Raw genomic sequence first — 26,354 nt, 5'->3', positions numbered from 1 at the left:
GGTCTGCCTCGCTCAAGGAGACGAAGCATGACCACACAGCCCTTGTTCCAGGTGCTGGACGCCCAGCTGGACACCTTGCTGCCACCGCTGCAAGGCATCGAACATGCCCTCGATCAGCACCTCGCCGGGCTCTTTCCAGGGCTCGCCATCAGCGCCCGTACATTAATGTTCGAAGGCCATTCACTGTTTCAGCTGGTGGGCTTTCATCTGTTCGATGGCGGCGCGTTCCGCGTACCCGCAGGCAGTCGGCCACGACATACCGATTATCCGGTCATCAGCCTGCCACTCGATTTCAACCAGCGCATCCACAGCTTCTGCAATGGCCTACGCCAGGGCTTGCACGCGCGCCTGGCCACCTACTGGATGGCGCGTGGTGGCAATGGTTTGAGCCGCGTGGTTCGGCTGGCTTCGTACTTGCGCGACCGGTTCGAGGCAGAAATCCGCGTGCGCATGACCGACCAGACCCTTTCCCCCCAGCACGCACAGTTGCTCAGGACCTGCATACAGATGCCTTACCCCTGGCAACGACGGCAATTGCCTACGGACATGCGCCCGCAAATCTATCGAATCCTGCTGAGCAGCACCGCCCCCAACTGGCGTAGTTATCTGCCAGGTTTTCTGGTGCTCACCGAGCGCGGCCTGGAGGGGGGCTTGCTGGAGCCTCACGAGGGTGTTGGCCGAGCGCTGCTGTGCAGCGTGGCCCACGGCATCGAGACCTTCGACAGCCTGACGGCCCTTCATCAGGAAGTCTGCGAGCGCCTGGAAGACCCCCAGCAAAGCGAGCACCTGGTCAGGCTGATGATCGACCCTGCTGAACAACATAATGCCCGCCAAGCCGAACGCTTGCGCTACGACTGGTACACCGACGATCTGGCCGACTACTTCGCTCACGCTATCCGCGACGCGCAGATCAAGCAGCTCAGCCACGCCTGGCAGGCCGCCTGGAATCGCGGGCAGCAGCGTGACATCGAGCAGTTCGACCAGGCATTGGCCAAGGCCCTGGACTGGCGCGGCGCCGTCAGCAGCAAAGGGCCGATGGCCAACCGCTACGGCCTGCTGCTGGAAAAACACTTGCCCAACTGGCTGAGCAAGACCTCGGCGCAAGGTGTCGCGCACATCATGCAGGCCATGCAAGAACAGATAGCCGCCATCGAAGGCGCCAGCGGCCCTGGCATCCTGACACTGGATCAATTCACGCAACGGCACAGCTTGCTGCATTGGGTCAACGAGCGCCTGCGCGAGTACCTGCAACGTGACCCAGGCCTGGATATCGACCCCAAGGATATTTCCGTCAGCGTCACCCTGGCGCGCCAGAAAGGCCCGTTCATCCACCCACAACCCACTGGCAGTACCAGCAGCTACATCCCGATTGCGAGCCGCCCGCAGGTCGGCGACACCATCGAACTGGTGCATCACACCTACCGCCTCGAAGAACTGGCATTGCTGAACATTGCCTGGTTCGACGTGGATTACTGGCTGACGGCGCGCGTATACGTGCATGGCGACCAACCTCTGCCCGCGCTCACGCCTCAGCGGGTAAAGGACATCGTACGGCGACTCAACGCGGGCAACGGCTACCAAGCCTACCTGCGCAGCGAGCTACTCGATTCAGCGCAAGGCCGCTGGCGACAAAAGGCCCATGGACAGCTGATGCGCACGCGCATGCATGCCGAAGCGGTCAAGGCACGCTACGCCGGCCATTTCCTCGATGACGCCAGCGAGCAGGGCTATGGCTGGGCCAGCACGGTCATCCACTCAGCCGACAGCCAAAGCCGGCCACCGTTCGCAGGGCACGCGGTGCACGCACAGCAGTTGCTCATCAATGAAGACACCCTGCAAGGCGTGGTGCTGCTGGTCTCACCACAGGCATCCCGACGCATCGTGGTGTACTGCCCGGACGTCCCGGACCGCCGCTACTGGCGCGAATACAGCGGAACGCGCGCGCTGATCAAGGCGGTGCGCGGCGACCTTCACCTGCAGGCCTATCTGCTCCAGCGCTTGCCGACGACTACCGGACGCTTGCTGGAAAGGCGCCTGCGCAAGGGTGGGCTCGGAAGTACCGTGAAGGCCCAGACGATAACCGGCAACCTGTTGCAAGCGCTCTACCGTGCGGAGGTCAACGGCCTGATGAGCGAAACGGATACGTCAACGCGCAGCAACCAGGAGTTGCTCGGTGAATTTTCAGTCAATGTCGTCCGGCTTCTGCTGGATATCGTCAGCCTGGTATTGCCGCAGCGCGCAATGATTGCCCTGGCATTTGCCCGCATGTCGATATCGATATGGGATGGTTTCGAAGCCTTCGAACAGGATGATCATGCTGGCGCCCTTCACCATGCCATCGCCGCCCTCGGCCATGGCACCGCAGGGCTCAACGAAATGGCAGGGTCGGGCCTGATGCGCCGAGCCCTGCGCGGGCTGCCCAAACCGCCTCCGGTGCCGCTGCCCAGGCATTACGAGGCCTTGCCTGAGCGGGCCCGGCTGCGCTACCGAATCGATACCCTGCATGGCGAGGCGGTCTATGAGCTACCGTCGGCCAATCCGGGGCTGAGCCAGTACTATGTGCAAGACAACCTGGGGCGGTTTTTCAATGTCAGCTATGACGGCCGGCGCTGGCGAGCCACCGACCCGGACCAGCCCTTTGCCTTTCTGAAGCTGCCGATCAAACGCAAGCAAGACGGCAGCTGGACAGTGGACTCGCCCGTGCTCTGGTATGACGGGTTGCCCGACATTGCCACACTGCTGGAGCAATGCAGCCTGAGCCCGGCACAGCAAGGCAGCGCGATCGAAAATCAACCAGGCCTCTTCGCAGCGGGCAGCCTGCTGTACCTGCAGCTGGGTAGGCACCAGCTTCCCGTTCGCCAGCACCTGCTCGCCGGCCACTACCATCTGCTGCTGCCTGACACCCTCAGCGGCGCCGTGCCAGCTTCGGCAGTCTTGCAGCAGCAAGGTGGCGCATGGCGCATTCGTGTGCGCCAGTCCGGCCGCAGCAGCGACTGGCTGGCACTGCCTGCGGCCTACTCGGACAGCCGAGGCAGCAGTCGATCCAGGCGCTGATACAAAGCGCTGCCTTTTGGCCAGTTACGCAGCAGACGCGCCCGGTCACGGGCATAGGCCGGAGCGAAACTGAGCTGGGTGGCGTGCTGGCACATCGCGTCGAGGTCGATCAGTGACCACTGGCCGTTGTCCCAGAACAGGTTGTGGCCCTTGAAATCACCGTGGCTGATGCGCTCGCGGATCAACTGCTGCATGAGGTGCACCAGGGCATCGACCTGTTCTTCCGGCACTTCGCCGCTTTCCACGAAGGGAGCGAAGCAGGCGGTCAGGTCCGGGCCGTCGACATACTCGGTGACCAGGTAGGCGCGGCTGCGCAGGCCCATGATGCGCTGTTCCAGCACGGCCAACGGGCGCGGGGTAGCAATGTCGAGGAATTCCAGGCGATGCCCTTCGATCCACGAATGCCAGGCCCGGCTCGGGCGCCAGAAGCGCTTGAACCAGTGCGCGGTGTTCTTGATGTTGTAGCGTTTGAGCACCAGCTGGCGGCCATTCGCCTCGATACGCGCCACGCTGGCGGCACCACCGGTCTTGTACAGGTGGCCCTGGTCGATCAGCGCGTCAGCTTGCTCCAGCACGGGCAGCATGGCGTCTACCTCACTGCGGCGGATCGCACGCAGGCCAGAGAGGCTGCGCTCGACGCTGAACAGGCTGCACTCGCGGCCAGCCTTCTCCAGGTAGTCCTTCTGCCGCCAGCTGCGCACCTTGTCCACCTGCTTCTGCAGCGCTTCCAGTGGCAGCGCGTGCTCGGCGTTAGCCAGCAGGTAGTGCACCAACAGCTCTTCGATGAACGGCTCCAGGCGCTTGGGCAACTGGGCGAAGAACACCCCGAGGTTTTCCAGTACACGCGGGCGCGACAGCTGCTGGCCAGGCGTCTCGGCCTTGATGCCGGCGCCGTCGATCAGGTACAGCTTGCCGCCGTGGCGCAACAGGTTGTCCAGGTGCAGGTCTTCCTGCCACAGGCCTTGCGCATGCATCCGTGCCACGGCGGTGAGGGCTTCGCCCAGGACCAGGTGCTGCTCGTCAGCCAGCACCGGCAGTTTTTCCACCGCAGCCCAGGCATCGGCCAGGCTTTCGGCACCCTCGAGGAATTCGAACAGCAGCCAGCCGCCCTCGCCTTCCTTGAGGCCGTCGGCAAGCAGTTGCGGCGTGGTCAGGCCCTCTTTGGCCAGCAGCTTCACGCCATCCAGCTCACGCTGGAAATGCCGTGCGGCATTGCCGCCGACCAGCAGCTTGGCCAGCACCGGGGTGCCGCGCCAGATGCCGGCGCCGACATAGCGCTGGCCAGGCAACACCCGCAGCAGGCTGAGCAATTGCAGGTCAGCCGTGCCAGCGGCATCGGCCAGGGTGATGCTCAAGGGCAGCGTCGGGCTGCGCCCGGCGTCTTTGAGTTCGGACAAACGCATCAGCGGGCCTCTTTTTCACGACGGCGTTGCGTCAGGCGTTGCAACCAGGTGCCGACCAGCGCGCCGTCGGCAGGCTGCTGCAGGTAGGCGGCCAGCAACTGGCGCACGTCCGCCTCGCTCCAGGCGCCGGCACGGCGCAGCAGCGGCTCCAGGTCGCGCAAGCGGTCGCGCGCGCCGAACAGCAGCGGCCGGGTCTTTTCCAGGTCGATCAGCTGCGCTTCCCAGCCTTCGCGGCGTTGGCGCAGGAAGATGTGCTTGGGATAGAAACAGCCGTGCACCAGGCCTGCACTGTGCAGGGTGCGCGCCAGCTGGCCGCAGGCCTTGAGTATGCCCGCCCGGGCATCATCGGCAAGCTGTGGCCACTGAGCCAGCAGGCCTTCGAGGTCGCTCCAATCGTCCAGCGCACGGGTCATCAGGATCGCCCGGTGCTGGCCGTTCTGCTTGCGCTCGCCATAGAACACGGCCTGCAAGGCCGGGATGTGCAGCTTCTGGTAGCGGCTGATGTTGCGGAACTCGCGGGCGAAGGTCGGTTCGCCAAACGGCCGGTGCAAGCTGCGGGTCAGGTAATCGCTCTGGCGCTTGAGGTAATAGCCTTTACCTTCGAGCTCCAGGCGGTAGACGCTGCTCCAGCCGCCACGGCCGGTGTTGGGTTCGTCCACGGCGTCGAGTTGCAGCGCCCACAGCGCCTCGAAATCGTTCAAGCCATGGCGTTTGAGCAGCGCGAGGTCCGCGCTGGCCAGGTAATCGGTCATTCCCTTCCCTCGAAGAAGCTCAGCACCTGGCGAATGCGCCGCTTGTCGCGCACATTCAGGCGCTGACGCCCACGGTACTGCAGGTAGAAACGCAGGCGCTGGGTCGCCGACAGGTGATATTTGGCCACCTTGTCCAGGCATGCCAGGTCTTTGATCATGCGGTGGCGCCACATGAAGCCGCGCCAGAAGTCGCCGGTCGGGCAGTCGATGAAGAACAGCGTGCCCAGGTCGTCGACCAGCAGGTTGCGCCATTTCAGGTCGTTGTGGGCAAAACGGTGCTCATGCATCACCCGGGTATGGCGCGCCAGCTGACGGCTCAGCTTGTCGACCCAGACCCGGTCAGCCAGGCGTGGGTCGTTGCGCTCGGCCAAGGCCGAGAGGTCTTCGGTACGCGGCAGTTCGCGGGTGATCATCGCGCCACGGCCAAAGGCCAGGCCCTTTCGTTCCAGGCCCCAGGCCACCACCTCGGCAGTGGGAATCTCCCACTTGGCGAACTGCTTGAGGTTCTGCCATTCGGCCTTGATGCGTGGCCGGCCCAGGTAACGGCGCATGTGCTTGCCGGCGCCGGTGTAACGCTTGACGTAGTAGTTGACCCCGTCACGCTCGATGCGGATGACTTCGCTGAGCGGGTCACGCGTGAGGTGTTCGCCCTTGAGGGCAAAGACCGCATCGAGGCTACCGAAGTCCGACGCCAGATGTTCGTAGCCTGGCGCCAGTGTCCAACCCGCCATCAGAGTGCATCCCCATAGCGTTGCTTGCGATCGTAGAGCTTCTGCGCCTTGCGTTCGAGCCAGGCGAGCAGCGCGGCCTCTTCGGCCAGAACCTGGCGCAACGGGCGCTGGAAATAACCACGCAGGAAGCGCAGCTTGTCGCGCCGGGTCAGGCCGATGTCCAGCGCCGAGAAGTACAGCGCGGCCAGGTCCTTGTCGCGCCAGCGGCGGCTGATTTTCGCCCGGGTCTGGGCGCGGTGCAGGTCGATGACCGACAGTTTGAAGTCTTCCGGCGTCACTGGCCGGTCAGTGTGCAGCAGGAAGTGGCAGATGTAGCAGTCGCGGTGGTTGACCCCGGCACGGTGCATGCCGCCGGTCATCTTCGCCACTTCAGCGATCAGCGCACGCTTCAGGCGCGGCTCGGGCGGGTTCTTGACCCAGTCGATGCTGAAGTCTTCCAGGCTGATGGTCGGCGCCAGCTCTTCGGTGACGATGAACGAATGCTGGCTGGCCGGGTTGCTGCCACGCTCGCCATAGGCGACCGCGGTCATGGTCGGCACACCCACTTCATGCAGGCGCTGGATGGCCTGCCATTCCTGGCCGGCACCGAGCACCGGCAGCTTGGCGGTGAACAGGTTCTTGAAGATCTCGCCCCAGCCGATGCCGCGGTGAATCTTCACGAAGAAACCTTCGCCCTCGACCTCGGTACGCAGCGTGCGACGGCCTTCCAGCTCGCGATAGACCTCGCCTTGCAGCGCTTCCACGGCATCGAAGGCATCACGCCCGGCCCACAGGCGCTTGAAGGGTTCGGCCAATATCAGCTTCATGCGTTCTCCTGCCCCAGGATCACATCGGCAGCATGCTGCGGCATGCTGTACAGGTCGGCGCTGTCGGCAAAGGCCAGGCCGTTGCGCGACCAGTCGGCGCGGGCCTGCCCGTCTTCGAGCATGCGCTGCAGGTAAGCATTGAGCTGCTCCTGCTCGAACGGCTCGTCCAGCACCAGGCCGCTGTCGGCCTCGGCGATGTAGTGGGCGTAGCCGCAGACCTTGGACACCAGCACCGGCAGGCCGGCCACCAGTGCTTCGAGCAGCACCGTGCCGGTGTTCTCGTTGTACGCCGGGTGAATCAGCAGGTCGGCACCCAGCAGGAAGCGCGGGATGTCGCTGCGGCCCTTGAGGAACTGCACCTGCTCGCCCAGGCCCAGGGTGGCGCTCTGCAGCTGGAACACCTTGGGGTCGTCCTGGCCGATCACCATCAGCCTGGTGCGCTTGCGCAGCGCCGAAGGCAGCGCGGCCAAGGCCTTGAGGCTGCGGTCGACGCCCTTGGTCTTGAAGCCCGAACCGATCTGCACCAGCAGCAGGTCGTCATCGCCCAGGTTGAATTCCTTGCGGAACTCGGCGCGGATCTCGGCGGCATTGGCCGGCGCGCGGCGGTCCTGGGAAATGCCGGGCGGCAGCAGGTGGAAGCGTTCCACCGGAGTGCCGTAGTGCTTGATGAACAGCGGCTGCTGCACTTCGGAAATCATCAGGACTTCGGTGCGCGCGTCCTTGGCGAACACGGCGCGCTCATACTCGGCAAAATGCCGGTAGCGGCCCCAGCGGCGGTACAGGCCGCCGCGCAGGGTCTGCGCCTTGTCCTCGAAGCAACCGTCGGCGGCGTAGTACACGTCCAGCCCCGGCATCTTGTTGAAGCCGATCAGGCGGTCGACCGGGCGCTTGGCCAGGTCCGCTTCCATCCAGGCGCTGAGCTTCTCGTTGCGCCGGTGGTTGAAGATCGCCTTGACCGGCGCCACCAGCACCTCGAAGCCCGGCGGAATGTCACCCTCCCAGATCAGCGTGTACACGCGGATCTGGTGGCCCCGCTTCTGGCATTCCAGGGCAATGCGCATGAAGTCGCGCTGCAGCCCGCCGAAGGGGAAATATTTGTAAAGCACGAAAGCCAGTTGCATCAACGAACATCCTCAGCCAGCAGCAGCGCGCTCAGGCGGCTCGCTACATGCTCGGGATTCAGGCGAGTGAAGCACAGTGGCCACTCGCGTTTCAGATCGAACCGGCGCCGGTCGTCAGCGCTCGGTTTATAGGTGCATTTCTTCTGCAGGCACGGCGCGCAAGGGAAATCGCTGGCCTGGTGAACCTGCACGCGGCCATAGGCGCCGGTCAGGCCCGGGTTGGTCGGGCCGAACAGCGAAATGGTCGGCACATCCAGCGCTGCGGCCAGGTGGCCGAGGCCGGTATCCACGGCCACACAGGCCTTGGCCGCCGCCAACACGCGGGCGACGCCGACAAGGTTCAATTTGGGGAGCACCTGGCAGTTGTTCAAGCCCAGGGCAATGCGCTCGGCGCGGGCCTTCTCGGCCGGGTTGCCCCACGGCAGGCGCACCTGCAGCTTGCGCCGGCCCAGGCGCTCGGCCAGTTCGCGCCAGTAGGCTTCGGGCCAGTGCTTGGTCGCCCAGGTCGTGCCGTGCAGGAACACCACATAGGGCGCAGCCGGCGGCAGTTGCAGGCGGTCGAGGTCGAGGCCGTAGTGGCCGATGCCTTCCGGCAGGTCATAGGCCAGGGCCATGGCGAACAGTTGTCGCACTCGCTCCACGGCATGCTGGCCAACGGCGACCGACAGCGGCCGGTCATAGAAACGGCTGGCCCAGCCTTCACGGGCCGAGTAGCGGTCCAGCCCAGCGACCGGGGCCTTGACGTAGCGGGTCAGCCAAGCCGACTTGACCAGGCCCTGGGCATCGATCACCAGGTCATACTTGCGCTCGCGAACGCGCTGCTTGAACGCCTTCCACTCGCCACTCTTGATCGTCTGCCAGATGTTCTTGCGCCAGCGGCGGATCGCCACCGGGATGACCTGGTCGACCGCCGGGTGCCAGCTGGGGATCTCGGCGAAGCCTTCTTCCACCACCCAGTCAAAACGGATGCCCGGGATGGCATGGGCGGCGTCGGTCAGCGCCGGCAGGGTGTGGATCACATCACCCAGCGACGAGGTCTTGATGATCAGTACCCGCACTTAGTCGACCTCGGCCACGGTATCGATCAGGTTCGGACCACCCAGGCTGTGCAGGGCGGCGATGACTTTGCCAGGTTCCAGCAGGCGCAGGCAGTTGTAGTGGCCGAAGCGGCAGGTGCGGTCGAAGCACGGGCTGCACTCGATGCCGGTGCGCACCACTTCCACCTGTTCGGCCAACGGCGGCGTGAAGCCTGGTGAGGTGGAACCGTACACCGCGACCAGCGGGCGGTTCAGTGCGGCGGCCACGTGCATCAGACCGGAGTCGTTGGACACCACGGCATCGGCGCAGGACATCAGGTCGATGGCCTCGGCCAGGGAGGTTTCGCCCGCCAGGTTGTACGACTCTTCACGAAGGCCCGGGATCAGGCGGTCGCGGATCTGCTCACCGACCGGGTGATCGTTCTTCGAGCCGAACAGCCACACCTGCCAGCCCTGGCGGATCATGGCGTCAGCCACTTCTGCGTAATGCTCGGCCGGCCAGCGCTTGGCCTCGCCGAACTCGGCGCCAGGGCACAGCGCCAGCACCGGGCGGTCCAGCGCCAGGCCGAACTTGGCCATTGCGGCTTCACGGCTCTGCGCTTCGATCTGCAGGTTCGGCCGTGGATACGGCTGCGGCAGCTCGGCACCGGGCGCGTAGGCCAGGGCCATGAAGCGCTCGATCATCAACGGGTAGCGGGCCTTGTCCAGCTTGCGCATGTCGTTGAGCAGGCCGAAACGCATTTCGCCGCGCCAACCGGTGCGCTTGGGGATGCCGGCAAAGAACGGCACCAACGCCGACTTCAGCGAGTTGGGCAGCAGGATGGCCTGGTCGTACTGGCCGGCCAGGGACTTGCCGATGCGCCGACGCGTGGCCAGTTCCAGCGCGCCGTGGCCGAGCGGGAAGCTCAAGGCCTGGCGCACTTCGGGCATGCGTTCGAGGATCGGCCGGCTCCACTCGGGCGCCAGCACGTCGATCACGCAGTCGGGGTGCTGCTGTTTCAGGCACTGGAACAGGGTCTGCGCCATCACCATGTCGCCGACCCAGCTGGGGCCAATGATCAGTATTCTCATGCTTAGTCCAGAAACGCTCGGGGAGGCTACAGGCTGCATACAGCCAGGCCTCCCCTCTTTATATTCAGGCTATGTGGCGGACAGTGTACCACTCAGACCCTTTCCGGGCCTTCAGGTCAGCCCCAGCTCACCCCAGATCCGCCGCACCTGGCGGCGCTCATCGGCAAACTGCGCCGCGTCGATCACCCCGGCCTGCTTCTGCAGGGCCTGGCGGTGCGACGCCGAACGGAACGCCTTGTACACCTCACGCAACAGCACCGCGTCACTGGCCGGCATCAAACCTGCCTGCTCCAGCTCTTCCAGAATGCGGATGTTATCGGTCCATCGGAGTATGGCCGGGTGCTCGTGAGACCAGGCCAAAGCGGCGTATTGCACCATAAATTCGATATCGACGATACCGCCGGCATCCTGCTTGATATCGAACGGCACCCCGGCATCGAAGGCATTGGCCGCGGTACCGGCAAGCGTGGCCTTGGTGCCGAGGTTGTCGCGCATCTTGGCACGCATCTCGCTCACTTCGCTGCGCAACTTGCCCAGATCACGGGCCTGGCCCAGCACCTTGGCGCGCACGCCCTCGAACGCCGTCGCCACCTGCTTGCAGCCCACCAGCACACGGGCACGGACCAGGGCCTGATGCTCCCAGGTCCAGGCCTCACTTTGCTGGTAACGCTCGAACGCCCCCAGCGAGCTGACCAGCAGCCCCGCCGCGCCGGACGGTCGCAGGCGCATGTCGACGTCGTACAGCTGGCCGGAGTTGGTCTGGGCAGTCAGCAGGTGGATGATGCGCTGGCCCAGGCGGGTGAAGAACTGCGCACTGTCGATCGGCTTGGCGCCGTCGGTTTCCGCTTGCGGGTCGCCATCGTGAATGAACACCAGGTCCAGGTCCGAACCATGGCCCAACTCCAGGCCACCGACCTTGCCATAGCCGATGATGATGAAGCCCGGCTCGCACAAGCTGCCGTCGCTGCGTTTGGGCTGGCCATGGCGGGCCACGGTCTGGCGCCAGGCCAGGGCCAGCACCTGGTCGAGAATGGCTTCGGCCAGCCAGGTCAGGTAGTCGCTGACTTTCATCAACGGCAGGTTGCCGCTGATTTCCGAGGCGGCCACACGCAGGCTGTGGGCCAGCTTGAAGTGGCGCAGCGCTTCCATCTGCTGCTCCAGGTCGTCCTCGGGGATGCGCGTCAGCCGCTCGCGCAGCTCGGCAGCCAGCTCTGGCGCCAGTGGCGGGCTGAACAGGCGGCCTTCGTTGAGCAGCTCATCGAGCAGCAACGGGTAGCGAGCGATCTGCTCGGCGATCCATGGGCTGGCCGCGCACAGGGTCAGCAAGCGCCGCAGTGCACCCGGGTTTTCGGTGAGCAGCACCAGGTAGGCCGAACGCCGTGCAACGGCCTCTACCAGCGGCAGCACGCGTTCCAGTACCAGGTCCGGGTTGTCATGCTCCACGGCCTGGGCCAGCAGGCGTGGAATGAAGGCATCCAGGCGCTCGCGGCCGATGCGCTGCATCGAGCGCAGCTGCGGGCTGGCGCGCAGTGCGGCGAGGCGGCGCAACGCTTCGGTCGGCTGCTTGAAACCGGCCTCTTCCAGCTGACGACCCGCGGCTTCTTCATCCTGCGCCTGCTCCCACAGCGGCGACCACTCGCCACCCACCACCAGCTCGCCTTCGCCTTCGTCTTCATCGGGATCGGCGATGACCTGGCGGAAGTGCCAGTCGACCCGGCCGCGCCAGTACATCAACTGCTCGTGGAAGCTCTGCCAGTCGGCAAAACCGAGGATATAGGCAACACGTTCACGGTCGAGCTCGCTGTCCGGCAGCATCTGCGTCTGGCGGTCGGCGATGGCCTGGATGGCGTGCTCGGTGTAACGCAGGAATTCATAGCCTTCGCGCAGCTCTGCCACCACGGCGGGGGGCAGGTAACCTTGGCCTTCCAGGGTTGCCAGCACCTTGAGCAATGGCCGCAGTTGCAGGCTCAGGTCGCGGCCGCCGTGGATCAGCTGGAAGGCCTGGGCGATGAACTCGACCTCGCGGATGCCACCGGCGCCGAGCTTGATGTTGTCGGCCATGCCCTTGCGCCGCACTTCCTGCTGGATCAGCTGCTTCATGGTGCGCAGCGCTTCGATCGCCGAAAAGTCCAGGTAACGCCGGTACACGAAGGGCTTGAGCATGTCTTGCAGCTGCGCGCCAGCGGCCTGATCACCGGCCACCACCCGCGCCTTGATCATCGCGTAGCGTTCCCAGTCGCGGCCCTGGTCCTGGTAGTACTGCTCCAGTGCATTGAAGCTGAGCACCAGTGCGCCGGCCGAGCCATAGGGGCGCAGGCGCATGTCGACACGGAACACGAAGCCGTCGACGGTCACCGGGTCGAGCGCCTTGATCAGGCGCTGCCCCAGGCGGGTGAAGAATTCCTGGTTTTCCAGCGAACGCTTGACGCCTTCGGTTTCACCGTTCTCGGGGAAGGCAAAGATCAGGTCGATATCCGACGACAGGTTCAATTCCACCGCGCCCAGCTTGCCCATGCCCAGCACCACCATGTGCTGCGGCTGGCCGCTGCGGTTGCCGATCGGCGTGCCGAACTGCTGGCAGTGGCGCAGGTACAGCCATTGGTAGGCTTCGTCGATGGCCGCGTCGGCGAGGTCGGACAGGTCGCGGCAAGTCTCGCCCAGTTCGGCCTGGCGGGTGATGTCACGCCAGATGATGCGCACCTGCTGGCGGTTGCGCTCGCGGCGCAGGTTGCGCGCCAGCTCGTCCTCGCTTTGCGCGGCCTGGGCCGCCGCGGCGATCTGCCCGCGCAGCTCGCCCGCAGCGTAACGGCGGTCCAGTTCACCGCTGGCAATCAGGGCAAACAGCATGGCCGGCTCGCGCTGGGCCACGCCAAGGACGAAGTCACTGGCAGCGGCAACCTGATCGAACTGTTGCCGGTGCAATGGGCTCCAGGTGTGCAGGTCGAGGTCGGCGTGGCCTGCCACGGCATCGCTCAGGAACTGCTGGTTGCGAACGACCAGCGGTTGCAGGGAAGCAGGCAGTTCGAGCGGCAAAGGTAGGCGCATGGTCTATCCTTGATCGGCGTGAAATGGAGGGGAAAAAGCGGCCAAGAGGAAGCCGGACCACGGTTGGACTGTCATACAAAAGTTGGAAATAGCTGAAAAAAACGAATCATTGGCAAGAAACATCAAGATTCACCTGTTCGCGACACACCGCCAACCAACATGAACGTTTTTCCTCACAAGCCAAGGTGCGACCAAACGTCGCATTTGTGTAGTTTTACTACTACCCATGACGTGCAAAAGCATGAAATGCCGGAGCAAATGTAGTAAAACTACACGGCGCCGGGAGACACCCCGGTAATCCAAGAATTCACGACGTCTGCCCATAAGGCCAGTCGCAAACTCAGGCCCCCGATTCTGGTGGCCTTTCCGCCCTGGAGCAAGCCATGCAAGACCTCGATCCAATCGAAACCCAGGAATGGCTGGATGCCCTGGAGTCGGTCCTCGACAAAGAAGGCGAAGACCGCGCTCATTACCTGATGACCCGCATGGGCGAGCTGGCCACCCGCAGTGGCTCCCAGCTGCCATACGCGATCACCACGCCATACCGCAACACCATCCCTGTCACCCACGAAGCACGCATGCCTGGCGACCTGTTCATGGAACGCCGCATTCGCTCGATGGTGCGTTGGAACGCGCTGGCCATGGTGATGCGCACCAACCTGAAGGATTCGGACCTGGGCGGCCACATCTCCAGCTTCGCTTCCAGTGCCACCCTGTACGACATCGGCTTCAACTACTTCTTCCAGGCGCCAACTGAAGAACATGGCGGCGACCTGATCTTCTTCCAGGGCCACGCATCGCCAGGCGTCTACGCCCGTGCCTTCATGGAAGGCCGCATCAACGAAGACCAGATGAACAACTTCCGTCAGGAAGTGGACGGCAACGGCCTGTCTTCGTACCCGCACCCATGGCTGATGCCTGACTTCTGGCAGTTCCCGACCGTATCCATGGGTCTGGGCCCGATCCAGGCTATCTACCAGGCGCGCTTCATGAAGTACCTGGAAGCCCGTGGCTTCATCCCGGCCGGCAAGCAGAAGGTCTGGTGCTTCATGGGCGACGGCGAGTGCGACGAGCCGGAATCCCTGGGCGCAATCGCCCTGGCCGGCCGCGAGAAGCTGGACAACCTGATTTTCGTCATCAACTGCAACCTGCAGCGCCTCGACGGCCCGGTTCGCGGCAACGGCAAGATCATCCAGGAACTCGAAGGCGTGTTCCGTGGCGGTGGCTGGAACGTCAACAAAGTCGTCTGGGGCCGCTTCTGGGACCCACTGCTGGCCAAGGACACCAACGGTGCCCTGCAGCGCCGCATGGACGAAGTCATCGACGGCGAGTACCAGAACTACAAAGCCAAAGACGGCGCGTACGTGCGTGAGAACTTCTTCAACACGCCAGAGCTCAAGGCCATGGTCGAAGACCTGTCCGACGACGAGATCTGGAAGCTCAACCGTGGCGGCCACGACCCGTACAAGGTCTACGCGGCGTACCACCAGGCTGTGAACCACAAAGAGCAGCCGACCGTCATCCTGGCCAAGACCATCAAGGGTTACGGTACCGGTGCTGGCGAAGCCAAGAACACCGCGCACAACACCAAGAAGGTCGACGTCGACAGCCTGCGTCACTTCCGTGACCGCTTCGACATCCCGGTCAAGGATGCCGACCTTGAGAACCTGCCGTTCTTCAAGCCGGAAGAAGGTTCTGCCGAAGCCAAGTACCTGGCCGAGCGCCGTGCTGCCCTGGGCGGTTTCGTGCCACAGCGCCGCGCCAAGAGCTTCAGCGTGCCGACCCCGCCACTGGAAACGCTGAAAGCGATCCTGGACGGTTCGGGCGACCGCGAAATCTCCACCACCATGGCCTTCGTGCGCATCCTCGCGCAGCTGGTCAAGGACAAGGACATCGGCCAGCGCATCGTCCCGATCATCCCGGACGAAGCCCGTACCTTCGGTATGGAAGGCATGTTCCGCCAGCTGGGCATCTACTCGTCGGTCGGCCAGCTCTACGAGCCAGTCGATAAAGACCAGGTGATGTTCTACCGCGAAGACAAGAAGGGCCAGATCCTCGAGGAAGGCATCAACGAAGCCGGCGCCATGTCGTCGTTCATCGCTGCCGGTACCTCGTACAGCTGCCACAACCAGCCGATGCTGCCGTTCTACATCTTCTACTCGATGTTCGGCTTCCAGCGCATTGGCGACCTGGCCTGGGCCGCTGGCGACAGCCGCACCCGTGGCTTCCTGATCGGCGGTACTGCCGGCCGTACCACCCTCAACGGTGAAGGCCTGCAGCACGAAGACGGTCACAGCCACATGATGGCGGGCACCATCCCGAACTGCCGCACCTACGATCCGACCTACGGCTACGAGCTGGCGGTGATCATCCAGGACGGCATGAAGAAGATGACCGAAGAGCAACAGGACATCTTCTACTACATCACCGTGATGAACGAATCCTACCAGCAGCCAGCCATGCCGGCCGGTGTCGAGGAAGGCATCATCAAGGGCATGTACCTGCTCGAAGAAGACACCCGCGAAGCCGCGCACCATGTACAGCTGATGGGCTCCGGCACCATCCTGCGCGAAGTCCGCGAAGCCGCGAAGATCCTGCGTGAAGAGTTCAACGTCGGCGCCGACGTGTGGAGCGTCACCAGCTTCAACGAACTGCGTCGCGACGGCCTGGCCGTGGAACGCGCCAACCGCCTGAAGCCTGGCCAGAAGCCACAGCAGACTTACGTCGAGCAGTGCCTGAACGGCCGCAAAGGTCCGGTCATCGCGTCCACCGACTACATGAAGCTGTTCGCCGAGCAGATTCGCCAGTGGGTGCCGAGCAAAGAGTTCAAGGTCCTGGGTACCGACGGTTACGGTCGCAGCGACAGCCGCAAGAAGCTGCGTCACTTCTTCGAAGTCGACCGCCACTTCGTGGTGCTGGCTGCCCTGGAAGCCCTGGCTGACCGCGGCGAGATCGAACCCAAGGTTGTGGCTGACGCCATCGTCAAGTTCGGCATCGACCCGGACAAGCGCAACCCACTGGACTGCTGAGGAGTATTTTTAAGTGAGCGAACTCATTCGCGTACCTGACATCGGCAGCGGTGAAGGTGAAATCATCGAGCTGTTCGTCAAGGTCGGTGATCGTATCGAGGCTGACCAGAGCCTGCTGACCCTGGAGTCCGACAAGGCCTCCATGGAGATCCCGGCGCCCAAGGCCGGCGTGGTCAAGGAACTGAAGGTCAAGCTGGGCGACCGCCTGAAAGAAGGCGACGAGCTGCTGGTTCTGGAAGCCGAGGGCGCCGCTGCTGCGGCCCCTGAGGCTCCGGCTGCCGCTCCTGCCCAGGCTGCTGCTCCAGCGCCAGCCGCTGAAGCAGCACCGGCCCCTGCTCCGGCCGCAGCCCCGGCTGCCGCCAGCGTGCAAGACATCCACGTGCCGGACATCGGCTCGTCGGGCAAGGCCAAGATCATCGAAGTGCTGGTCAAGGTCGGCGACACCGTCGAAGCCGACCAGTCGCTGATTACCCTGGAGTCCGACAAGGCCTCCATGGAAATCCCGTCGCCGGCTGCCGGCGTGGTCGAAGAAGTGCTGTGCAAGCTGGAAGACGAAGTCGGCACTGGCGACCTGATCTTCAAGCTCAAGGTTGCTGGCGCAGCGCCTGCTGCTGCCCCGGCCCCAGCCGCCGCTGCACCTGCCCCGGCTGCCGCGCCTGCCGCTGCCGCCGCACCTGCTGCGGCTCCAGCCGCTGCTCCAGCGCCGGTCGCTACCGCGCCGGCTGCCGGCAGCAACGCCAAGGTTCACGCAGGCCCGGCAGTTCGCCAGCTGGCCCGTGAATTCGGCGTCGAGCTGGGCGCAGTTGCCGCCACCGGTCCGCACGGTCGCATCCTGAAAGAAGACGTGCAGGTCTACGTCAAGGCGATGATGCAGAAGGCCAAGGAAGCACCAGCAGCCGCTGGCGCAACCGGTGGTGCTGGCATCCCGCCAATCCCGGCCGTGGACTTCAGCAAGTTCGGTGAAGTGGAAGAAGTCGCCCTGACCCGCCTGATGCAGGTCGGTGCCGCCAACCTGCACCGCAGCTGGCTGAACGTGCCGCACGTGACCCAGTTCGACTCCGCCGACATCACCGAGCTGGAAGCCTTCCGCGTTGCGCAGAAGGCCGTGGCCGAGAAGGCGGGCGTCAAGCTGACCGTGCTGCCACTGCTGCTCAAGGCCTGCGCCTTCCTGCTCAAGGAACTGCCGGACTTCAACAGCTCGCTGGCGCCAAGCGGCAAGGCCATCATCCGCAAGAAGTACGTGCACATCGGCTTCGCCGTGGACACCCCGGACGGCCTGCTGGTCCCTGTGATCAAGAACGTCGACCAGAAGAGCCTGCTGCAACTGGCTGCCGAAGCCGCTGCACTGGCCGAGAAGGCGCGCACCAAGAAGCTGTCGGCTGACGACATGCAGGGTGCCTGCTTCACCATCTCCAGCCTCGGCCACATTGGCGGCACCGGCTTCACGCCGATCGTCAACGCGCCGGAAGTGGCGATCCTGGGCGTCTCCAAGGCGACCATGCAGCCGGTCTGGGATGGCAAGGCCTTCCAGCCGAAGCTGATGCTGCCTCTGTCGCTGTCCTACGATCACCGCGTGATCAATGGCGCTGCCGCCGCGCGCTTCACCAAGCGCCTGGGCGACGTGCTGGGCGATATCCGCACCATGCTGCTGTAAGGCGGCACACTGCCCCTCCTTGCGAGGGGCAGTAATCTTTTCGAGCTGCCACGCTCGTACCTCAACCCCGCCAGTTGGCGGGGCTTTTTTTTGTCCGCCTGTAGTGTTTTAGCGCCTGGGAGATCGAGCGCCGCCCGCCCCCAATAATCCAACTGCCGCCTAAGGATTTCAGCCCAGCGGCCGAAAACATATACATGACAGCCCTCATGGCCGCTTGCCAGCCTCAGGGACATGATGCAACCTTGCCAGATGCGCCGCCGCCCAGGCCGCGTCCCCCTTCAAGCGAGTCTTCGATGAAAAGCCAACCCGATGCCGCCAGCCGTGTGGCGGCCGAGGTCGTCACGCAGCTTCCCGTGCCCTCGCGGCTCGGCATGCTGCGTTTCGAAAGGCTGAACGAAGCCAACTGGGCGATGCTCTACCTCGACCCGGCCTGCGATCGCCAGTTTGGCCTGCCCGCTTCCGAGCTGTGCGCACTGATCGATTCGCCCTACGCCAGCCTGATGGAGCCCGAGGCTCGCTACCGGCTGCACGATGAAATCCAGCTGCAACTGAGCAACCGTGGCTACTACCGCGTGCGCTACACCCTGCATACCCAGGCCCGCGCGCTGCGCCTGCTGGAAGCCGGCGAGGCGTTCAAGCAGCACAACCGCCAGCTGCTGCGCGGCTTCCTGACGGTGCTCGACGACGAAGACGACAGCGACCTCGACACCAACGACCTGGAATCGCGCAACAATCGCCTGCAGCTGGCCCTGCAGATCAACCAGCGTGCCCAGCAAGAACAGCTTGAGCACCTGGAACGCGTGCGTGCCCAGCAGGACCTCATCCTGCGCCTGGCCCGCCAGCGCTACAGCGCCGGGAACTCGCTGCTCGAAGCGGCCCAGCTGATCACCCGCAGCGCCTGCGAAATCTACAAGGTCGACAGCGCCAGCATCTGGCATCTGGACGACCAGCGCCTGGAGCCGATCAGCGCCTGGCTGCGCGACGAGCAGGCGCACCGCCTGCCCGAACCGATCGATGCCAGCCGCTTCCCGGACTACCTGGAAGCCCTGCATGCCAGCCGTGCCATCGACGCGCACAACGCCAATCACGACCCTCGGACCCGTGACTTGGCCGAGAGCCTGTATGCCGACAACAACGCCATGCTCGACGCCAGTATCCGCGTCGATGGCCAGGTGGTCGGCGTGTTGTGCCTGGAGCAGACCGGCCAGCCGCGCGCCTGGCAGTCCGATGAAATCGCCTTTGCCGGTGAGCTGGCCGACCAGTTCGCCCAGGTCATCACCAACCACAACCGGCGCACTGCCGCCAGCGCCCTGCACCTGTTCCAGCGGGCCGTGGAACAGAGCGCCAGCGCCTTTCTGCTGGTCAACCGCGACGGTGTGGTGGAGTACGTCAACCCAAGCTTCACGGCCATTACCCAGTACAGCACCGAGGAAGTCCAGGGCCACCACCTGGCCGAGCTGCCAGCCTTGGAAAACCTCAGCGAACTGCTGTTCGACTCGCCGTCGAGCCTGGCCATGGGCAACAGCTGGCAGGGCGAGTTCAAGAGCCGGCGCAAAAGCCTCGAGCCCTACTGGGGGCAGCTGTCGATCTCCAAGGTGTATGGCGACAACCGTGAGCTGACTCACTACATCGGTATCTACGAAGACGTCACCCAGACCAAGCTGGCCCAGCAGCGCATCGAGCGCCTGGCCTATACCGACAACCTGACCAACCTCGGCAACCGCCCGGCGTTCATCCGCAAGCTCGACGAGCGCTTCGCCCGCGACAGCGAGAACCCGATCTGCCTGCTGCTGGTGGACATCGACAACTTCAAGCGGATCAACGACAGCCTCGGCCACCAGACCGGCGACAAGCTGCTGATCAGCCTGGCCCGGCGCCTGCGCAACAGTTTGAGCGTAAACGGCGTGCTTGCCCGTTTCGCCAGCAACGAGTTTGCCGTGCTGCTCGACGACACCAGCCTGGAAGACGGCCAGGGCGTTGCCCTGCAATTACTGCGTACCCTCGACAAGCCGATGTTCGTCGACAACCAGCTGATCAACGTTACCGCCTCGGTGGGCCTGGCCTGCGCGCCGCTGCACGGCAGCGACCCGACCACCCTGATGAAAAACGCCGGCCTTGCCCTGCACAAGGCCAAGGCCAACGGCAAGCACCAGGTGCAGGTGTTCACCGAAGTGCTCAACGCCGAAGCCAGCTACAAGCTGTTCGTCGAGAACAACCTGCGCCGCGCCCTGACCCAGAACGAGCTGGAGGTGTTCTACCAGCCCAAGCTGTGCCTGCGCAGCGGCCGCCTGCTAGGCCTGGAGGCGCTGCTGCGCTGGAACCACCCCGAACGCGGCATGATCCGCCCGGACCAGTTCATCAGCGTGGCCGAAGAAACCGGCCTGATCATTCCCATCGGCAAGTGGGTGGTGCGCCAGTCGTGCCGCATGAGCCAGCAGCTGCAGGAAGCTGGCATGGGCTGCCTGCACGTGGCCATCAACCTGTCGCCCAAGCAGTTCTCCGACCCTGACCTGGTGGCCTCGATCGGCTCGATCCTCAAGGAAGAAGGCCTGCCGCCGCACCTGCTGGAGCTGGAGCTGACCGAAGGCCTGCTGCTGGAAGCCACCGAAGACACCCACCGCCAGCTCGATGAGCTCAAGGCCCTGGGCCTGACCCTGGCCATGGACGACTTCGGCACCGGCTATTCGTCGTTGAGCTACCTGAAGAAATTCCCGATCGACATCATCAAGATCGACCGCAGCTTCATCAACGAGATCCCCGACAACCAGGACGACATGGAAATCACCTCGGCGGTGGTGGCCATGGCCCACAACCTCAAGCTCAAGGTAGTGGCCGAAGGGATCGAAACGCCGGAGCAGCTGGCGTTCCTGCGCAGGCACCGCTGCGACGTCGGCCAGGGCTACCTGTTCGACCGGCCGATACCGGGCCGGGAGCTTGAAGAAAAACTCAAGCGCTACCCGCGCGGTCCAATGGCCTGACAGCTGCTTCAAGGTCGGGCACACTAGATCCCATTCGAGCCTCATCGCGGATAAATCCGCTCCTACGCAATCCCTGTAGGCGCGGATTTATCCGCGATGGGGCCAACCCGAATTCAACTGACATACAGAGGAACAGCCATGGTCCTGCGCTCGGAAATCCTGGTGAACAAAAACGTCATGCCAACTGCAGAGCAGGCCCTGCCTGGCCGCGAAACGCCCATGCAGCTGCCCGAATTCCACTACGTCTTCAAAGGCACCCCACTGCTCGGCCCGTTCTTCGAAGGTGCCATCGATTTCGCCATCTTCGGCCTGGGCTGCTTCTGGGGCGCCGAGCGGCGCTTCTGGCAGCGTGAAGGCGTAGTCAGCACCGTGGTCGGCTACGCTGGCGGCTTCACCCCGAACCCGACCTACGAAGAAGTCTGCTCGGGCCTTACCGGCCATACCGAGGTGGTGCTGGTGGTGTTCGACAAGGACAAGGTCAGCTACCAGGAGCTGCTGGCGATGTTCTGGGAACTGCACAACCCGACCCAAGGCATGCGCCAGGGCAACGACATCGGCACCCAGTACCGCTCGGCCATCTACTGCACCAGCCCGGAACAGCTGGAGCAGGCCAAGGCCAGCCGCGACGCCTTCCAGGCCGAGCTGAGCAAGGCCGGTTTCGGCGAGATCACCACCGAGATCGACCAGGCACCGACCGTGTACTTCGCCGAGGCCTACCACCAGCAGTACCTGGCCAAGAACCCGGACGGCTACTGCGGCATCGGCGGCACCGGCGTGTGCCTGCCACCGAGCCTGCAGGGCAACTGAACCATGAGCACGATGACCCTGTTCCACTCGCCGCTGTCGCCCTTCGTGCGCAAGGTCATGGTGGTGCTGCACGAGACTGGCCAGCTTGACCGTGTCGCGCTACAGCCGGTGAACATCAGCCCGGTGAACGGCGACGAGCAGCTCAACCACGACAACCCGATCGGCAAGATCCCGGCCCTGCGCCTGGAAGACGGCACCGTGCTGCACGACAGCCGGGTGATCTGCGAGTACCTCGACCTGCAGCATGTCGGCTTGCCGCTGCTGCCGCGCGAGGGTTCGGCGCGCTGGCGGCGCATGACCCTGGCCTCGCAGGCCGATGCGATCATGGATGCGGCGGTGTCGAGCCGCTATGAGAGCTTCCTGCGGCCTGAAGCCAAGCGCTGGGATGGCTGGCTCGAAGCGCAGGCCGAGAAGATTCGCCGCAGCCTGGCCAACCTTGAGCAGGAGCACCTGGCCGAGCTGGCGTCCGGGTTCGATCTTGCGGCAATCGGCTTGGCCTGTGCGCTAGGGTATCTGGACCTGCGTCAGCCAGAGTTCGGCTGGCGTGAGCGCCAGCCTGGCTTGGCGGCGTGGTATGCCGAGGCGGCCAAGCGGCCGTCGATGGTAGCTACCGCTCCGGTGGCCTGAAGGGCCTCTTCGCGGGTAAACCCGCTGCCACAGGAACGGCACAGGCTTCAAGGGCTGTGCAGTACCTGTGGCAGCGGGTTTACCCGCGAAAGGGCCGGTAAGGCCCACATCAAATTCAGCAGTCAGGACTGCCCGCAGTAAACTTCTTGGCCGGGTTGACTGCCGCCTTGAACTGGCGCAGCGCCTTGGAGCCAATCAGCAACGGGTAGTTGAAGTGGCTGCGGTCCACCAGGTTGACCTCCATGGTGCGCTTCACGCCACCCAGGCACATCTCCAGGTCGACCACCGGCCGCTTGGAACTCTCCGGCGCATCACCCTCTTCTTCATCATCGACACGGCCCTTGATCTTGCTGATGCGCGAGACCTGGTGCTCATAGACCTTGCCGTCGGAGTCCTTGGTGGCCAGGCGGAACCGTACCCACTCCTCGCCATCGCGGGTGAACAGCTCGATATCCTTGGCCGACAGCGAGGCAGTCCAGGCACCGGTGTCCATCTTGGCCTCCAGGGTCTGGCCAAGCTCGGGCAACTTGATCTTCTCGTAACGGCCATACAGCGTGGGTTCGGCAGCCATCACCGGCAACGCCAACAGCGATAACAGGGCAAGCAGAGATTTCACAGGCAGGCTTCCTTGAAAAGGGTCAGTGCTTAGACTGCACTGGCTGAATAGGTTCGCTGTCACAAGCCTAACCAACATGTTGTGAAACATTTGTCCCCACCATCGGGCATTGGACATTTGGCGTAGACCCCGGCGCTGCTTATCATTGCGCCCTGCTAATTTCCCACAACAAGAGTTTCCTTATGCGTCGCCTGTTTACCGGCATTCTCACGACCACCCTGCTGCTGCTCAACACCGTGGTGTTGATCTGCCCGCTGCTGGTCTTCGCCCTGCTCAAGCTGGTGCTGCCAGGCCGTGGGCGCGACTATGCCTCGTGGGCGGTGATGTGGGTGGCCGAGACCTGGTCGGAAATCGACAAGGCCATCTTCGCCCTGTGCATTCCTACGCAGTGGGACATCCGCGGGGTCGAGAACCTGCGCAGGGACACCTCTTACCTGGCTGTCAGCAACCACCAGACCTGGGTCGACATCCCGGCGCTGATCGAAAGCCTCAACCGCCGCACGCCGTTCTTCAAGTTCTTCCTCAAGAAGGAGCTGATCTGGGTACCGCTGCTGGGCTTGGCCTGGTGGGGCCTCGATTACCCGTTCATGAAGCGCTACAGCAAGGCGTTTCTTGAAAAGCACCCGGAGCTCAAGGGCAAGGACCTGGAGATCACCAAGGCCGCCTGCGAGCTGTTCAAGCGCCAGCCGGTAACCGTGGTCAACTACCTCGAAGGCACCCGCTTCACCGAGGCCAAGCACCGCGAGCAGCAATCGCCCTATCGCTACCTGCTCAAGCCCAAGGCTGGTGGCGTGGCGTTCGTGCTGGCGGCGCTGGGCGAGCAGCTGGATGCGCTGCTGGACGTGACCATCGTCTATCCCGGCAACCAGGCGCCGGGGTTCTGGGCCTTGCTCAATGGCAGCATCAGCCGGGTGATTATCGATATTCAGGTGCGTGAGCTGGACCCGGCCTTGTGGGATGGGGATTACGAGAATGACCCTGCGTTCCGCCAGACCGTGCAGGCCTGGGTGAACCAGTTGTGGCTGGAGAAGGACCAGCGGATTGAGCAACTGCGTGCGCAAATGCGCTGAGATCTTCAATGCCTGCACTGGCCTCTCGCGGATAAATCCGCTCCTACGGGTAGCGATTCCTGTAGGAGCGGATTTATCCGCGAGAGGCCGCTACAGGCACTGCAAAGCTCCAATTAAAATCCAGGCTAATAATCAGAATAAGTAATACTTTTTTGTCATCACCCACCCAAGTGGATAAAAATCGACCAAAGCACAACTACAAAAATGCCTGGATCGATCGATGGCCAACCCACCCAGCTCCAACTCCGCCCAACTTCGCCGTGTCCTCGGCCTCCCCGCCCTGGTGTTCTTCGGCCTGGTGTACATGGTCCCGCTGACCATCTTCACCACCTACGGCATCGTCACCGAACTCACCGGTGGCCGCACCGCCAGCGCCTACATGGTCACCCTGGTAGCCATGCTGTTCACCGCCGCGTCCTACAGCTTCATGGTCAAGCGCTTCCCGGTTGCGGGTTCGGCGTACTCCTACACCAACATGGCCTTCGGCCCCAACGTCGGCTTTCTCGCCGGCTGGTCGCTGCTGCTCGACTACCTGTTCCTGCCGATGATCAATTACCTGTTGATCGGCCTGTTCCTCAACATCGCTTTCCCGGCCATCCCGGCGTGGTCCATTGCCCTGGCCTCGATCGTGCTGGTAACGGTGCTCAACGTGGTCGGCATCCATTCGGTGGCCAAGACCAGTAACTTGATCGTCGGGGCGCAGATCGTCTTCATCGTGGTGTTCGTCGCGCTGTCGTGCCAATCGCTGGCCGGCCAGCCGCTGGACCTGCTGTCGCCACTGCTGGGCGATGGCTCCAAGCCGGGCTTCGGCGCGATCATGGCGGGTGCTGCGGTGCTGTGCCTGTCGTTCCTCGGCTTCGACGCCGTCTCGACCCTGGCCGAAGAATGCCGCGACGCCCGCCGCGACGTGCCACGGGCAATCATCCTCACCACCCTGTTTGCCGGCGTGCTGTTCACCGTACTGGCCTACGTCAGCCAACTGGTGATGCCGGGCACCACCTTCGCCAATGCCGATGCGGCGGCCAACGAAGTGATGTTCAAGGCGGGCGGGCAGTTCCTGGCCAACTTCTTCACGGCAGCTTACGTTGCCGGCAGCCTGGGCTCGGCGCTGGCCTCGCAGGCGGCGGTGTCGCGCATCCTGTTCACCATGGGGCGTGACAACGTGCTGCCACGGCGTAGCTTTGGCTACCTGTCGCCACGCTTTGGCACGCCAGTATTTGCCATTGCGCTGGTGTCAGCGTTCTCGCTGCTGGCGTTGGTGATCGACCTCGCTACCCTCGCCTCGCTGATCAGCTTCGGTGCGCTGGTGGCATTTTCGGCGGTGAACCTGGCGGTGGTGAAGACGCACCTGATGGATGATGGCGCCCAGCGTAACCTCAAGGGGTTGCTGTGCTATGGCCTGGTGCCGCTGGTGGGGCTGGGGTTGACCCTGTGGCTATGGACCAGCCTGTCGGCGCTGACGTTGGTGATTGGGCTGTGCTGGTTTGCGTTTGGCCTGGCATACCTGGCGGTACTGACCGCCGGTTTCCGCCGTCGGGTGCGCCTGGTGGACTTCAGCGAAGCTGCCTGACCGGACGCAGGGCCGCTCCCGCAGGTACACCCCCTGTGGGAGCCGGCTTGCCGGCGACAGGGCCGGCACTGGCGCTAAAGAATCATCAGACCGAAGGTTGGGTCAACGGCGCCGGTGTAGTCCACAAACCTCCCAGATTCTGCAACAACGACCCGGCAATCCCCTGCTGCCCCAGATACTGCAGAATCAACGGCGCAAACTGCCCGATCATCCCGGTATCCATCCCCAGCGCCTTGAACGCACTGTCCAGGTCGCTGCGATTCTGCACATCGTTGCCCAGCGCCTTGTCCAGGGCCGACTGGCTGCCCTTGTCGTTGCCCAGCAATTCACCCAACCCGCTCAGCCCGCCCAGGGCATTGGCGCCCGACAGCAGGTCCAGGCCCGGCACGGCCTTGGTCAGTTGGCCATAGTCGTCGCTGCTGAGGTTATTGCGCGCCAGCCCCAGCATGGCCCCTGCCCCGCCCACGGCCTGTTCGGGGGTGATGTTCAGCTGGCTGCCCAGGGTGTTGAGCAGGTTGGCCTGCCCTTCGGGTGCCTGTACCTGGCCTTGCTGCTGGTTCTGCATGGAGGAGACGGCGTTGGCGGCGTCGCTGAGGTTGAAGGCGAACACCGGGCTTGCGGCCAGGGTCATCAGGGTTGCCAGGGTGAATGCTTTCATCGGGAGGGACCTCGTCGGCCGGGATGGCCTGGGAAACGAGGACTTCGACTGATTGGAACAAGGTTTGTTCCTGGCCATGCATCGGGTGTACGCGGCTCACCTACCTGCCTGACAGCGAACGTACCGTATCGACCTAGCATTTCTGCCAGTTGTAGCGTTGATCCAAACCAACAGACACTGGAAACCAACACCTACCCGTCGAGTGGCAGGTCAAACGCATACACGAGGATAGACGAGTGACCATTCACCAGAACTTCTATCAGGGCAGCCACCTGCGTACCATCAAGTCGAGAGACCAGGCGACTTCACTGTTTCGTCACCAAGA

General features: G+C 63.9%; 18 protein-coding genes. 8 read left to right on the top strand and 10 right to left on the bottom strand.

Translation table 11 applies throughout. From position 1 onward, the window contains the following. The first annotated feature begins 27 nt into the window (after positions 1 to 27). Entirely contained in the window at positions 28 to 3,054 is a 3,027-nt protein-coding gene (locus F6X59_RS21090; RefSeq protein ID WP_152957952.1) for a dermonecrotic toxin domain-containing protein, read from the top strand. Here the strand turns inward: F6X59_RS21090 and F6X59_RS21085 are convergent. From F6X59_RS21085 to glnE, 8 genes are all read right to left on the bottom strand, one after another. After that, the gene (locus F6X59_RS21085; RefSeq protein ID WP_152957951.1) at positions 3,015 to 4,457 is read right to left on the bottom strand and encodes a lipopolysaccharide kinase InaA family protein; all 1,443 of its coding nucleotides are present in this window, start codon (positions 4,455 to 4,457) and stop codon (positions 3,015 to 3,017) included. The two genes, F6X59_RS21090 and F6X59_RS21085, sit on opposite strands and share 40 nt — an antisense overlap. Then, positions 4,457 to 5,209, bottom strand: a complete 753-nt coding sequence (locus F6X59_RS21080; protein ID WP_152957950.1) for a lipopolysaccharide kinase InaA family protein — start codon at positions 5,207 to 5,209, stop codon at positions 4,457 to 4,459. Before F6X59_RS21080 ends, F6X59_RS21085 begins: the two co-directional genes overlap by 1 nt. After that, complete coding sequence (locus F6X59_RS21075; protein WP_152957949.1) at positions 5,206 to 5,940, bottom strand: lipopolysaccharide kinase InaA family protein; 735 nt, start codon at positions 5,938 to 5,940, stop codon at positions 5,206 to 5,208. Before F6X59_RS21075 ends, F6X59_RS21080 begins: the two co-directional genes overlap by 4 nt. Beyond that, a complete protein-coding gene (rfaP, locus tag F6X59_RS21070) occupies positions 5,940 to 6,746 on the bottom strand; it encodes a lipopolysaccharide core heptose(I) kinase RfaP (RefSeq protein WP_152957948.1) in 807 nt (268 codons plus the stop codon). The genes F6X59_RS21075 and rfaP overlap by 1 nt, the downstream gene beginning before the upstream one ends. Then, a complete protein-coding gene (locus tag F6X59_RS21065) occupies positions 6,743 to 7,867 on the bottom strand; it encodes a glycosyltransferase family 4 protein (protein WP_152957947.1) in 1,125 nt (374 codons plus the stop codon). The genes rfaP and F6X59_RS21065 overlap by 4 nt, the downstream gene beginning before the upstream one ends. Beyond that, positions 7,867 to 8,925, bottom strand: coding sequence for a lipopolysaccharide heptosyltransferase I (gene waaC / locus F6X59_RS21060; RefSeq protein WP_346654398.1), 1,059 nt, complete (start codon positions 8,923 to 8,925; stop codon positions 7,867 to 7,869). The genes F6X59_RS21065 and waaC overlap by 1 nt, the downstream gene beginning before the upstream one ends. Continuing rightward, positions 8,926 to 9,975 carry a lipopolysaccharide heptosyltransferase II gene (waaF, locus tag F6X59_RS21055; protein ID WP_152957946.1) on the bottom strand — a complete coding sequence of 350 codons (1,050 nt, stop codon included), beginning with the start codon at positions 9,973 to 9,975 and terminating at the stop codon, positions 8,926 to 8,928. A gap of 111 nt (positions 9,976 to 10,086) precedes the next feature. Continuing rightward, positions 10,087 to 13,020: a bifunctional [glutamate--ammonia ligase]-adenylyl-L-tyrosine phosphorylase/[glutamate--ammonia-ligase] adenylyltransferase gene (glnE, locus tag F6X59_RS21050; RefSeq protein ID WP_152957945.1), complete on the bottom strand. Its 2,934-nt coding sequence runs from the start codon at positions 13,018 to 13,020 to the stop codon at positions 10,087 to 10,089. 383 nt (positions 13,021 to 13,403) lie between these two features. On the opposite strand from glnE, the gene aceE reads away from it, so the two are divergent. From aceE to F6X59_RS21025, 5 genes are all read left to right on the top strand, one after another. Then, on the top strand, positions 13,404 to 16,049 hold the full coding sequence (gene aceE / locus F6X59_RS21045) for a pyruvate dehydrogenase (acetyl-transferring), homodimeric type (RefSeq protein WP_152957944.1): 2,646 nt from the start codon (positions 13,404 to 13,406) through the stop codon (positions 16,047 to 16,049). Between the two features lie 13 nt (positions 16,050 to 16,062). Further along, positions 16,063 to 17,703: a dihydrolipoyllysine-residue acetyltransferase gene (aceF, locus tag F6X59_RS21040; RefSeq protein ID WP_372240475.1), complete on the top strand. Its 1,641-nt coding sequence runs from the start codon at positions 16,063 to 16,065 to the stop codon at positions 17,701 to 17,703. A 293-nt stretch (positions 17,704 to 17,996) separates the two neighbouring features. After that, a complete protein-coding gene (locus tag F6X59_RS21035; protein ID WP_152957943.1) occupies positions 17,997 to 20,681 on the top strand; it encodes a bifunctional diguanylate cyclase/phosphodiesterase in 2,685 nt (894 codons plus the stop codon). 138 nt (positions 20,682 to 20,819) lie between these two features. Beyond that, positions 20,820 to 21,488 carry a peptide-methionine (S)-S-oxide reductase MsrA gene (gene msrA / locus F6X59_RS21030; RefSeq protein WP_152957942.1) on the top strand — a complete coding sequence of 223 codons (669 nt, stop codon included), beginning with the start codon at positions 20,820 to 20,822 and terminating at the stop codon, positions 21,486 to 21,488. Positions 21,489 to 21,491: 3 nt separating this feature from the next. Continuing rightward, the gene (locus F6X59_RS21025; protein WP_152957941.1) at positions 21,492 to 22,115 is read left to right on the top strand and encodes a glutathione S-transferase; all 624 of its coding nucleotides are present in this window, start codon (positions 21,492 to 21,494) and stop codon (positions 22,113 to 22,115) included. Positions 22,116 to 22,230: 115 nt separating this feature from the next. Here the strand turns inward: F6X59_RS21025 and F6X59_RS21020 are convergent, their stop codons facing one another. Continuing rightward, positions 22,231 to 22,731, bottom strand: a complete 501-nt coding sequence (locus F6X59_RS21020; protein ID WP_346654394.1) for an ATP-dependent zinc protease — start codon at positions 22,729 to 22,731, stop codon at positions 22,231 to 22,233. A 182-nt stretch (positions 22,732 to 22,913) separates the two neighbouring features. Here F6X59_RS21020 and F6X59_RS21015 point away from each other — a divergent pair, with 182 nt between their 5' ends. Together F6X59_RS21015 and F6X59_RS21010 are read left to right on the top strand one after the other, a co-directional pair. Continuing rightward, the gene (locus F6X59_RS21015) at positions 22,914 to 23,801 is read left to right on the top strand and encodes an acyltransferase (protein WP_152957939.1); all 888 of its coding nucleotides are present in this window, start codon (positions 22,914 to 22,916) and stop codon (positions 23,799 to 23,801) included. A 220-nt stretch (positions 23,802 to 24,021) separates the two neighbouring features. Beyond that, positions 24,022 to 25,371, top strand: a complete 1,350-nt coding sequence (locus tag F6X59_RS21010) for an APC family permease (RefSeq protein WP_152957938.1) — start codon at positions 24,022 to 24,024, stop codon at positions 25,369 to 25,371. A gap of 85 nt (positions 25,372 to 25,456) precedes the next feature. On the opposite strand, the gene F6X59_RS21005 is transcribed toward F6X59_RS21010, so the two are convergent. Further along, on the bottom strand, positions 25,457 to 26,029 hold the full coding sequence (locus F6X59_RS21005; RefSeq protein WP_152957937.1) for a DUF2780 domain-containing protein: 573 nt from the start codon (positions 26,027 to 26,029) through the stop codon (positions 25,457 to 25,459). Positions 26,030 to 26,354: the final 325 nt, after the last annotated feature.

It is taken from the genome of Pseudomonas sp. MN1F (assembly GCF_009391885.1).
Classification (GTDB): Bacteria; Pseudomonadota; Gammaproteobacteria; order Pseudomonadales; family Pseudomonadaceae; genus Aquipseudomonas.
This window is presented reverse-complemented; position numbering and strand designations above follow the sequence as displayed.